This is a genomic window from Rhodococcus sp. AC861, assembly GCF_979256035.1.
This window is the reverse complement of record NZ_CEEDMW010000002.1, coordinates 460253-472109: the sequence shown is the minus strand read 5'-3', so window position 1 is coordinate 472109 and position 11857 is coordinate 460253. Positions and strand designations below refer to the sequence as shown.

Annotated in this window: 10 protein-coding genes; 7 read left to right on the top strand and 3 right to left on the bottom strand. The window is 68.1% G+C overall.

Annotated features, from left to right (window positions below):
• Positions 1–4: 4 nt before the first annotated feature.
• Positions 5–478, bottom strand: a complete 474-nt coding sequence (locus tag AC0IX4_RS07660; protein ID WP_042576164.1) for a universal stress protein — start codon at positions 476–478, stop codon at positions 5–7.
• Positions 479–564: 86 nt separating this feature from the next.
• On the opposite strand from AC0IX4_RS07660, the gene AC0IX4_RS07655 reads away from it, so the two are divergent.
• Positions 565–1740, top strand: coding sequence for a glycoside hydrolase family 3 N-terminal domain-containing protein (locus AC0IX4_RS07655; RefSeq protein ID WP_471828589.1), 1176 nt, complete (start codon positions 565–567; stop codon positions 1738–1740).
• A gap of 69 nt (positions 1741–1809) precedes the next feature.
• Positions 1810–2394, top strand: a complete 585-nt coding sequence (locus AC0IX4_RS07650; RefSeq protein ID WP_042576162.1) for a TetR/AcrR family transcriptional regulator — start codon at positions 1810–1812, stop codon at positions 2392–2394.
• Between the two features lie 31 nt (positions 2395–2425).
• Here AC0IX4_RS07650 and AC0IX4_RS07645 read toward each other — a convergent pair whose 3' ends face one another.
• Positions 2426–3307 (bottom strand): MaoC/PaaZ C-terminal domain-containing protein, encoded by an 882-nt coding sequence (locus tag AC0IX4_RS07645; RefSeq protein WP_471828588.1) that lies wholly within the window; start codon positions 3305–3307, stop codon positions 2426–2428.
• A 5-nt stretch (positions 3308–3312) separates the two neighbouring features.
• Positions 3313–4662, bottom strand: coding sequence for a 3-oxoacyl-ACP reductase (locus tag AC0IX4_RS07640; RefSeq protein ID WP_471828587.1), 1350 nt, complete (start codon positions 4660–4662; stop codon positions 3313–3315).
• A gap of 146 nt (positions 4663–4808) precedes the next feature.
• On the opposite strand from AC0IX4_RS07640, the gene AC0IX4_RS07635 reads away from it, so the two are divergent.
• The 5 genes from AC0IX4_RS07635 (at position 4809) to AC0IX4_RS07615 (ending at position 11856) form a co-directional block, all read left to right on the top strand.
• A complete protein-coding gene (locus tag AC0IX4_RS07635) occupies positions 4809–6107 on the top strand; it encodes an acetyl-CoA C-acetyltransferase (protein ID WP_042576159.1) in 1299 nt (432 codons plus the stop codon).
• Between the two features lie 304 nt (positions 6108–6411).
• Positions 6412–7671, top strand: coding sequence for a reverse transcriptase family protein (locus AC0IX4_RS07630; RefSeq protein ID WP_471828586.1), 1260 nt, complete (start codon positions 6412–6414; stop codon positions 7669–7671).
• Positions 7672–7838: 167 nt separating this feature from the next.
• Complete coding sequence (locus AC0IX4_RS07625) at positions 7839–9575, top strand: VanW family protein (RefSeq protein ID WP_471828585.1); 1737 nt, start codon at positions 7839–7841, stop codon at positions 9573–9575.
• Positions 9576–9684: 109 nt separating this feature from the next.
• A complete protein-coding gene (locus AC0IX4_RS07620; RefSeq protein ID WP_042576158.1) occupies positions 9685–10188 on the top strand; it encodes a flavin reductase family protein in 504 nt (167 codons plus the stop codon).
• A gap of 75 nt (positions 10189–10263) precedes the next feature.
• The gene (locus AC0IX4_RS07615) at positions 10264–11856 is read left to right on the top strand and encodes a carboxyl transferase domain-containing protein (RefSeq protein WP_042576157.1); all 1593 of its coding nucleotides are present in this window, start codon (positions 10264–10266) and stop codon (positions 11854–11856) included.
• Position 11857: the final 1 nt, after the last annotated feature.

Sequence of the window (11857 nt, the reverse complement as noted above, 5' to 3'; positions counted from 1 at the left end):
CTTATCACCCCGAGCGACCCGGCGGCACGATGAGGACCGGGCGATGACTGTGCTTGAGTACCAGGTCCGCACACGAGGACTGCAACAACGACCGCAGACCGGTCCGACCGCGGGTTCCCGTGACGATGATGTCGGCGTTCACCTCGTCGGCCGTCTCGACGATGGTTGTCCAGATCGCCGAATGGGATTCCTCGCAGCGCCCGTCCGCGTTGATGCCGGCGCGCTTGGCCAGCTCGAGACCCTCGGTGTTGGTGACCCTCGCGTCGGCGAGCGCGATGTCCTCGGTCTGCTCGTCCGGGAGCCACTCAGGCGCCATCACCCCGGACAGGCCCGACATGCGCGCTGCCTGGCGGACCATGGGTTCCCATGCAGTCAGGACGATGGCCCGTTTCGCCTGCAGGAATCTGCCGGCGTAGTCCACCGCCCGCCGTGCATTGTCCGAACCGTCGTACGCGATGAGCATGACGTCACACGACATGAGAGGCCTCCCGATGATCGGCGGTGGTCACGGATTCTACCGTCGCGGGTCGTCGACGCGCGTGGCTCCGCGATAACGTTTCGGTCATGTCCCGACGCCGAATGTTGTCCTTGTTCGCGGCCTGCGCGATGGCCACGACGGCGTGCGGAGCCGGTGACACGGCCGCCCCGGCACCGACGACGACCGACGCTCCCACCCCGTCGGCTGCCGCATCGTCGTCGCCGCTGCCGGCGCCCGCGGTCCCCGCACCGGACGCGTGCGCATCGGCGATCGACGCCCTCACGATGCGCCAACGACTCGCTCAGCTGCTGACCGTCGGCGTGACCGGCACCGACGACGCGGTGTCCGTGGTGCAGTCGGAGCAGGTCGGTGGCGTGTTCGTGGGCAGCTGGACGGACAAGCAGATGCTGACCGGCGGCGGAGTCGCGCAGATGCAGCAGGCGTCGAATGTGCCCGTCATGGTCACCATCGACGAGGAGGGCGGGCGGGTGTCCCGCGCGAAGGACCTGCTCGGCGACATCCCGTCGGCACGCGAGACGGCCGCCACGATGACACCCGACCAGACCTATGAGATGTGGCTCGAGCGGGGCCGCGGACTCCGCGACCTCGGTATCACCGTCGACTTCGCGCCCGACGTGGACGTCAGCAGTCAGCCGGACGACTCCGTGATCGGTGACCGCTCGTATTCGGACGACCCGGCGACGGTGGTGGCCTACGCGAGCGCTGCCGCCAGGGGACTGCGGGACGCGGGCGTCCTCCCGGTGCTCAAGCACTTCCCCGGCCACGGCGCGGGCTCGGGTGATTCGCACACCGGCGCGGTCACGACGCCTCCGCTGGAGGAACTGCAGGCCCGCGACCTGGTGCCGTTCCGCGACCTCGCCGCGTCGGGGGTCGGTATCATGGTGGGCCACCTCGACGTTCCGGGACTGACGACCGAGGGTGTCCCCGCCAGCATCAGTCCCGCCGTGATGTCGTTGCTGCGGGACGGAACCGGCTACGGAGCCGCGCCGTTCACCGGGCCCATCTTCACCGACGACCTGTCGGGAATGGCCGCGATCACGTCGCGACTGGGCATCGAGGAGGCGGTGAAGACCGCGCTCGTCGCCGGCGCCGATGTCGCCCTGTGGATCACCACCGACGCCGTCACCAGCGTTCTCGACAACCTCGAGGCCGCCGTGGCGTCCGGTGAACTGCCGAGCAGCCGCGTCGACGAGGCCGCGCGGACTGTGCTCGCTGCCAAGGGGGCGCTCGGTTGCTCGTGACGTAGAGTCGAGCTTTCTGGGCAGAGGGGACGTTCGGCCCGAACAGAGGGCAGAGTCGGGGAGGTACGGATGGCGGGCGGAACCAAGCGGTTGCCGCGTGCGGTCCGCGAGCAGCAGATGCTCGACGCTGCGATCGAGGTTTTCTCCGAGAACGGCTTCCACAGCACGTCGATGGATTCCATCGCGGCTCGCGCCGAGATCTCCAAGCCGATGCTCTACCTGTACTACGGGAGCAAGGACGAACTGTTCGCTGCGTGCATCCACCGCGAAGGACTCGAGTTCGTCCAGGCGATGACGCCCGCGGCCGACCCGACGCTCACGCCGCGCGAGCAGCTCCGCAAGGCCCTGCTCGGTTTCCTCACCTTCGTCGACGAGCATCGGTCGTCGTGGATGGTGTTGTACCGCCAGGCCATCGGTCAGCAGGCGTTCGCCGGTCAGGTGCAGAGCAGCCGAGACCGTCTGATCAGTCTGACGGCGTCGTTGCTCGAGATGAGCACGAAGGATCCGCGACCGGAACACAATTTCGGACTGATGGCAGTCGCCCTGGTCGGGGCCGGCGAAGCCGTGGCCGACAGGGTGGCCGGTGGAGAGATCGACGTGCACCAAGCAGTCGACCTGCTCGAGAGTCTCGCGTGGCGGGGGCTTCGAGCCTGAGCCCCCGCCCGCGAGTCACTGCGTCGGTGATTCAGCGCAGGGTGCCCGTCAGGAACGGGTAGCCCTTCTTCGGGTGCTTCAGGGAGACATCCCACTGGCCGGGACCTTCGCCGGTGCCGACACGCTCGGCGTAGACGTTGATCTTGGCGGGCAGCACGATCGGCTTGCCGAAGCGCACCGAGTACGTCACCTTGTCCGCGATCTTTCCGTCCACGGAACTCAATGCTGCTGCCGCACTCCACATTCCGTGCGCGATGGTGCCCGGGAAACCGAACGCCTTCGCGCCGAGGGACGAGATGTGGATCGGGTTCCGGTCACCGCTGACGCCGGCGTACCGCGAGACCGTCTTCTGATCGACGCGCAGCGTGGACGTCGGGGGCGGCGGGACCTCGTCGGCAGGCGGTGCCTCTCGCGGACCACCGGACAGGGACGTCTTCTGCAGACTAAGGAACGTCGACGTCTGGCGCCACACCACTTCCCGACCCACGGAGACGTCACTGACGACGTCGACCATCAGACCCTTGCGATGCTCACGGAAGTTCTCCGCGTGCACCGCGATGTCCAGTGGTTCGGACGTGCCGATCGGCCGGAAGCTCTCGATGACGTTCTCGGCGTGGACGGATCCCATGGCGGCGAACGGGAAGTCCTTGGACACCATCAAGGCCATCACCGTCGGGAAGACCAGGGTGAACGGATAGGTGATCGGCAGTGCGTCGGACAGCCGCAGGCCGGTGACCTTCGCGTACGCCGCGAGGTTCTCCCGATCGACGCGGATTCCCTTCAGCGTGTAGGTGGTGTCCGGGACGGACGGTGTGCGCTTCCCGCCGCCGATGATCGGCAACGAGTCCAGAGCCGCGCGGGTGTAGATGTCGCGGATCTTCGGAGGAGCGTCGAGAGCGATCACGGTGCTCACGCCGGTCACGCTCCGATCAGCGACTGACCGCACACGCGGACGATCTGTCCGGTGACGGCGTTGGAGGCGGGGCTCGCGAAGTACGCGATGGTCTCCGCGACGTCGACGGTCTGGCCGCCCTGCAGCAGCGAGCTCATCCGTCGTCCGGCCTCACGGGTGGCGAACGGGATGGCGGCCGTCATGGCCGTCTCGATGAAGCCGGGCGCCACCGCGTTGATGGTGATGTCCTTCTTCGCCAGTTCCGGAGCCTCGGCATGCACCAGGCCGATGACGCCGGCCTTGGACGTGCCGTAGTTTGTCTGTCCACGGTTGCCGGCGATGCCCGCGATGGAGGACACGTCGACGACGCGGCCACCCTCGTTGAGCGTTCCCGACGCCACCAGGGCGGTGGTCAGGCGGTGGGGAGCAGCGAGGTTGACGCCGATGACGGAGTTCCACCGGCCGTCGTCCATGTTGGCGAGCAGCTTGTCGCGCGTGATGCCGGCGTTGTGCACGACGATGTCGAGGCCGCCGCTGTGACGCTCCTTGACGTGCTTCTCGAGCACGTCGGCGGCGTCGGGTGCGGTGACGTCGAGGGCGAGCGAGGTGCCGCCGACCTTGTTGGCGGTCTGCGAGAGAGCTTCGCCGGCGGCGGGGATGTCCGCGCAGATGACATGGGCGCCGTCGCGGGAGAGGACCTCGGCGATGGTGGCACCGATGCCGCGGGCGGCACCGGTGACCAGTGCGACCTTGCCGGCGAGCGGCTTGTCCCACGATGCGGGAGCCTCGGACGAATCCTTGCCGACGGCGATGACCTGGCCGGACACGAACGCCGACTTGGCCGACAGAAGGAAGCGCAGCGTGGACTCGACACCCGACAGGTCCGGTGCGGCGTCCGCGGAGACGTAGACGAGCTGGGCGGTGCCGCCCCGACGGAGTTCCTTGCCGACGCTGCGCGTGAAGCCCTCGAGCGAACGCTGCGCGATGTGCGCCTCGACGTCGGTGGTCTCCTCGGGCGTGGTGCCCAGGACGACGACACGGCTCGAAGCTCCGAGGCGACGGACGGCGGGCTGGAAGAACTGGTAGAGCTGCTCGAGCTGCTCGATGTTCTCGATGCCGGTGGCGTCGAAGACCAGGGCGCCGAGCTTGTCGTCGTGCGGGCTGGCCGACGGGTAGTCGGAGAGCAGAACTCGCAGCGGCTCGACGAGGCGACCGGTGCCGCCGATCAGGACCGGACCGGCGAGCGGCGGCTCACCCTCCTCGTAGCGGCGCAGAGTCTCCGGCTTCGGCAGTCCTGCCTGCTTGGCCAGGAACGCGCCCGGAGCAGAGGAGAGGAACTGCGAGTAGAGGTCAGGGGCTCCCTTGGTGGCTGCCATGTTCCTACCTTCGTGTCGTGTTTGTACGGAACCGTCGTGGAGAAGGACGGGTATCGACAAGTAACTTACTCGTGAGTAAGAATAGAGTCCACGACGAAGCGGTCCCAACTGTGGCCGTATCACTTGCGTACAGGGAGAATCGTTCGATGACCAGCAAAGAAAAGCGCCCCGTCGCGATCCTCGGTGGAAACAGAATACCGTTCGCGCGCTCGAACAAGGTGTATGCCGACGCCTCGAACCAGGACATGTTGACCGCCGCGATCGACGGACTGGTCAGCCGCTTCAACCTGCAGGGCGAGCGTTTGGGTCTCGTGGCCGGCGGCGCCGTGCTCAAGCACAGCCGCGACTTCAACCTCACCCGCGAGGTCGTGCTGGGCAGTGCGCTGAGCCCATATACCCCCGCCTTCGATCTGCAGCAGGCCTGCGGCACCAGCATGCAGACCGTCATCGCGGTCGGCGATGCCATCGCGTCGGGCCGCATCGACGTCGGCATCGGCAGCGGCGTGGACACCACCTCCGACGCGCCCATCAGCGTCAACAACGAATTGCGCGAGTTCCTGCTGTCGCTGAACCGGGCCAAGTCCACCGGTGACCGCATCAAGCTGCTCGCCAACGTGCGTCCGTCGATGCTGGGCATCGAGATCCCCAAGAACGGCGAGCCGCGCACCGGCATGTCGATGGGCGATCACGCCGCCGTCACCGCCAAGGAGTTCGGCGTCCGCCGCGAGGACCAGGACGCCCTGGCTGCCGCCAGCCACCAGAACATGGCCAAGGCGTACGACAGCGGATTCTTCGACGATCTGGTCACCCCGTACCTCGGCCTGACGCGCGACGACAATCTGCGCCCCGATTCCACGGCCGAGAAGCTGGCCAAGCTCAAGCCCGTCTTCGGCAACTCGCTCGGCGACGCCACGATGACGGCCGGCAACTCGACGCCGCTGACCGACGGCGCATCGTCGGTGCTGCTGTCGACGGACGAGTGGGCCGAGCAGCACAACCTCCCCGTACTGGCGCACCTCGTCGACTCCGAGTTCGCGGCCGTCGACTACGTCCACGGCAACGGTTCCTACAAGGACGGCCTGCTCATGGCGCCGACCTACGCCATCCCGCGTCTGCTGGCCCGCAACGGTCTGACACTGCAGGACTTCGACTACTACGAGATCCACGAGGCGTTCGCCTCGGTCGTGCTCGCGACGCTGCAGGCGTTCGAGAGCGACGAGTACTGCAAGGAGCGTCTGGGTCTCGACGGCGCGCTGGGGTCGATCGACCGCAGCAAGCTCAACGTGCACGGCTCGTCGCTCGCGGCGGGTCACCCGTTCGCCGCTACCGGCGGACGTGTCGTCGCGACGCTCGCGAAGATGTTGGCGCAGAAGGGGTCCGGTCGCGGACTCATCTCCATCTGCGCCGCCGGCGGTCAGGGCATCACGGCCATCGTGGAGGCCTGAGCTCCGCCCGTATCGCCTACGAGAGGACCCGGCTGCGAGGGGTGGCCGGGTCCTTCTCTGTACCTGCTGCAACGAACCGTTCGGTCTGGCACAGTGGGGGCGTGCAGCGGTGGCGGGGCGAGAGTGGGTCCTGCGAGACCCGACTCGAGGGAAACCCTCGGGAACATTCACAGAACCGGTCACTGCTTCCGACGCGCCCGAGCACGCTCCGCGTGCCTCCGCGCGACGACGACGACAGTCTTCGGTCGCCCCGCACCGCCGCACACCGGGCCGCCTAGCCGTGCAGAGTCTCTGGCGTTCGCGGTTGATCGGCAGGATCGCGCCCCGGCTCGTCGACCTGCCGTGGACCGGTGTCGAGCTCGGCGAAGCCCTCGGACCCTTCGACCGATGGTTCGACATCGAAACCCTCATCACCCGGTTGTCCGACGCTGTCCGCGACGCACCCGACAGTGTCGAGGCAGCGGTAGAGCTGCTGGAAGGCATCGGCTATCCGGGACGACCGTTCATTCCCACGCCGCCGCCGCGCATCCGCCCCTACCGCTTCGGCGTCCCCGAGATCGCGACGCCCGCGGACCTCGCAGCGTCACTCGATGTGACCGTCCCTGAACTCGACTGGTTCGCCGACCTCGGCGGATGGCTCCGACGCGCTGCGCCGCCGCTGCGGCACTACCGGGCGGTCGAGGTGCCGAAGAAGGCGGGCGGGAAGGCCGGAGGCCGGTCGGATCTAGGGAACATTCGGATTCTGGAGGTGCCGAAGCCGCGGATGCGCGAGATGCAGCGCCGCGTGCTGCATCGCATCGTCGACCACGTCGACCCGCACTCCGCTGCGCACGGCTTCCGTGCCGGGCGCAGCGCCGTGACGTTCGCCCGACCCCACGAGCAGCAGGACGTGGTGGTCCGCGTGGACCTCGCCGACTTCTTCGCGACGGTCACCGCCCCGCGCGTGCGGGCGGTCTTCGAAGCCTGCGGGTATCCCTCGAAGGTGGCGGCCCTGCTGGCCGGAATCTGCACAACCGCGATGCCGGTGGACGAGGTGTCGAGGCTGACCACGCGTCGAGCCGCGGTGATGCGGACACCACATCTACCGCAGGGTGCGCCGACGTCGCCGGCCGTGGCCAACCTGGTGGCCCGTCGGCTCGACCGTCGAGTTGCGGGTCTCGCTCGTGCTCGCGGCCTCACCTACACGCGGTATGCGGACGATCTCGCGCTGTCGGGACCGTCGTCCACCGATGTGGGGACGCTCCTGTGGGCGCTCGAACACATTGCGCTCGACGAAGGATTCCAGGTCAACGCCGCCAAGACACACGTCCGCCGGTCGCACACCCGGCAGACGCTGGCCGGTCTGGTCGTCAATCGGTCCGCCGCGGTCCCGCGCGATCGGTACGACGACCTCAGGGCGCTGCTGCACAACGCTGCCCGGACCGGCGCCGCTGCCCAGAATCGCGACGAGCTGCCCGACTTCCGGGCGCACGTGTACGGGCTCATCGCGTGGGTCGGTGAGAGCAGCCCTGCTCGTCGGGCGCGGTTGCAGGGCATGGCGGCGAGCGTCGACTGGGACGCGTGAGCTGCACTTCTGCGAGGGTGTAACGCTTCCGGGGCGGCGGCGATACTCAGGATGGCTCCGCACTGCTGCCTGACCCCCGACCCGGCAGCAGTGCGGAGCCGTTTCCGTGCTCGGTAGGCTCGAACACGAGACTGGGCCCCCAGAAGAGCCGACATGACAGGAGCCGGGTGACCGAGAACGAACCGGAGCGCGGCGCGCACCGACCCGATTCCGATCCGTCCCGACTGTCCGGAGTTCGCCTTGCAGCCCTGATCGCCGGGGGAGTGCTGGCCGTGGGCGTCGTTCTGTACGCCGCGGACGAGATCACCTCGATCGGGGAACTTCCTCGCGGCGTCACCGTCGCCGGGATCGACGTCGGTGGGCGCAGCCCCGCCGACGGCGAGGCCACTCTGCGCTCGGCACTCGGTGATCGGTCGTCGCAACCCGTCGAGGTGCGTGTCGACGACACGACAGCCTCCGTGGTTCCGTCCGCTGCCGGACTGGAGATCGACTGGGCTGCCACGGTGGCGCGCGCGGGCGATCAGCCACTCTCGCCTGTCACCAGGATCGCGTCGTTCTTCGGATCGCGAGAGATCGGTGTGGTGTCGACGGTCGACGAGGCGGCGCTGACCGCGGCGGTGTCCGGACTCGCGCCGCAGTTCGACCGGGTGACCGTCGAGGGCGACATCGTCATCGAGAGCGGAGTGCCGCGTGCCGTCGAGCCGGTCCAGGGCCGGACGCTCGACGCCGCTGGTGCTTCCGCGGTACTCGTCGACCGATGGGCAGAGGGCGGTCCGCTCGATCTTCCCGTCGTCGAGTCGGGCGACGAGGTCGCTGTCGACGCGGACGCGGTCGACACGGCGCTGACGGACATCGCCGAACCGGCTGTGTCGGACCCCGTGCTGGTGACCGGCACGAACGGCGCAGTCGCGACGCTGGCACCGGACCGTGTCGGCGAGGTGCTGACGTTCGCGCCCGACGGCGACGGTGGACTCGAGCCGGCGTACGACGTCGAGGCCGCGACACGGCTGCTTGCCCCGCAGGTGGCGCAGACCGAGGTTCGTCCGGTGGATGCCCGCTTCGACTTCTCCTCGGGCTCTCCCACGGTGGTGCCCTCGGTCGACGGAACGGCGATCGACTGGCCGTCGACTCTGACCGATCTGCCCGCCCTGCTCGCCGGATCGGGTGACGCACGGTCCACCGCCGCGAAGTACGGACCGTTGCCTGCAGCGCTGACCACGGACGCGGCGAACGCGCTCGGTATCCGAGAGGTGATCAGCGAGTACACGACCGGTGGATTCGAATACGCATCCGGCGTCAATATCGGCCTGACCGCACGACTCGTGAACGGCGCCGTCGTGAAGCCGGGCGACAGCTTCTCGCTGAACGGGTACACCGGTCCGCGCGGAACGGCACAGGGCTTCGTGGAGTCGGGAATCATCGACAACGGTCGGCCGGATCGCGCGGTCGGCGGCGGCATCAGCCAGTTCGCGACGACCCTCTACAACGCCGGGTATTTCGGCGGCATGGACGACGTCGACCACACCGAGCACAGCTACTACATCAGCCGCTATCCCGAGGCGCGGGAGGCGACGGTCTTCGAAGGGGCCATCGACCTGGTCTTCCGCAACCCGGCGGACACCGGCGTGGTCATCGAGTCCTTTGCCGACGGGTCGTCGGTCACGGTCCGACTGTGGGGAACGAAGACCGTCGACGTCGAGTCGATCACGGGGGATCGCACGCGGCCGACGACTCCGGACACGGTCCGGTTGCCGCGCGGTGAGCAGTGTGTCGCGTCGAGTGGTGCCCCGGGGTTCACCACGAGTGACACCCGGGTGATCTCGGACGCTGCGACGGGTTCGGAGATCTCGCGGAAGACGCGCACGGTGAAGTACGACCCGGTGCCCATCGTCCGGTGCGAGTAGCGCGGGAGCCGTTCCGCTCGGCGTGATTCGAATCGTGGCGCTGTGAGCTTGCCCAGTTCGGACGGCCGGGTGGTAGCGGAGGGGTGTTCGCGGCCCTACCGTTGAGTTCATGACTCCGACCACCTCCTCCGATCTCGACCAGGCGACGCTGCGTCAGGCCTACGGCACGTTCCCCAGCGGGGTCGTCGCGATCGCCGCACGGATCGACGATGTCCCGGTCGGGCTGGCGGCCAGCAGTTTCGTGTCCGTGTCTCTCGACCCGCCGCTGGTCGCGGTCTGCATCCAGAACACGTCGACCACGTGGCCCAAGTTCACGGGTGCGGCGCATATCGGGATCAGCGTCCTCGGTGAGGCGCACGACGTCGCGGCCCGAAGTCTGGCCGCGAAGACGGGTGACCGGTTCGCCGGTCTGACCATCGAGACGACGCCCGAAGGAGCCATCTTCATCGACGGTGCATCCGCGTGGCTCGACACGACGATCGAGCAGGAGATCCCGGCTGGCGACCACGCCATCGTGCTGCTGCGTATCAATGCGCTCGAGGTGCATTCGGGCGTCGATCCCATCGTGTTCCAGGGAAGCAAGTTCCGGAAGTTGGTCGTCGAGCACCACTGATGCCGCCGTGGACTTTCGGTTAATCATCGTTTACTGTTCTGGTTAACGGGAGTTAACTGATGGACAGGCGGCGACATGACGGTGGCGAACGGCGTTCGATCCGAACGTGCACGGAGGCGCGAGGACCATCGCGCGCTGGTCGAGCAGCTCGCCGCGGCGATGGCGTCGGCTGCCCGTGGGGGTAGCGAGGCGTCCCGCGAGCGTCATGTCGCTCGCGGCAAACTGCTCCCGCGTGACCGCGTCGACACGCTTCTCGACGACGGGAGTCCCTTCCTCGAGATCGCCCCGCTGGCCGCCAACGGCATGTACGACGACGCGTGCCCGGGTGCGGGGGTCATCGCCGGGATCGGCAGGGTGTCCGGGCGCGAGGTGATGATCGTGGCCAACGACGCCACGGTCAAGGGCGGCACCTACTACCCGATGACGGTCAAGAAGCACCTCCGTGCGCAGGAGATCGCACTTCAGAACCGCCTTCCCTGCGTGTATCTGGTCGACTCCGGCGGCGCGTTCCTGCCGATGCAGGACGACGTGTTCCCCGACCGTGAGCACTTCGGCCGCATCTTCTTCAACCAGGCGACGATGAGCGCGAAGGGAATCGCGCAGATCGCCGCGGTCATGGGGTCCTGCACCGCCGGCGGCGCCTACGTGCCCGCGATGAGCGACGAGGCGATCATCGTCCGCAACCAGGGCACGATCTTCCTCGGTGGCCCGCCACTGGTGAAGGCCGCGACGGGCGAGGTGGTCACGGCCGAGGATCTCGGCGGCGGCGACGTGCACTCCAAGATCTCCGGTGTCACCGATCATCTCGCGACGGACGACCGCGACGCGTTGCGCCGGGTCCGCGCCATCGTCGCCACGCTCGGTCCTCGCACGCCGGCTCCGTGGGAGGTCCGCACTCCCCGGCCGGCTGCCGACCAGACCGAGCTGTACGACGTCGTTCCCACCGACCCCCGCACGCCGTACGACGTGCACGAGGTGATCACCCGTCTCGTGGACGGTGCGCAGTTCCAGGAGTTCAAGGCCGAGTACGGCACCACGCTGGTGACCGGGTTCGCCCACATCAACGGACACCCGGTCGGCATCGTCGCCAACAACGGTGTGCTGTTCGGCGAATCCGCCGTCAAGGGAGCACATTTCATCGAGTTGTGCGACAAGCGGTCGGTGCCGTTGCTGTTCCTGCAGAACATCACCGGCTTCATGGTCGGCCGGGAGTACGAGGCCGGGGGCATCGCCAAGCACGGCGCGAAAATGGTCACCGCGGTGGCCTGTGCCAGGGTGCCGAAGCTGACTGTCGTGATCGGCGGCTCCTACGGCGCGGGCAACTACTCGATGTGCGGACGCGCGTACTCGCCCCGGTTCCTGTGGATGTGGCCGAACGCCCGCATCTCGGTCATGGGTGGCGAGCAGGCGGCGTCGGTGCTCGCGACTGTGCGCAGCGATCAGCGGTCCGCATCGGGCGAACCGTGGTCGGACGAGGACCAGGAGAACTTCAAGGAGCCCATCCGTCGCCAATACGAGGAGCAGGGAAACCCGTACCACTCGACGGCTCGGCTGTGGGACGACGGCATCATCGACCCCGCCGACACCAGAACCGTTCTTTCGCTGGCCTTGTCGGCGTGTGCCAACGCACCGCTCGAGCCGGTGTCCTACGGCGTCTTCAGGATGTGAG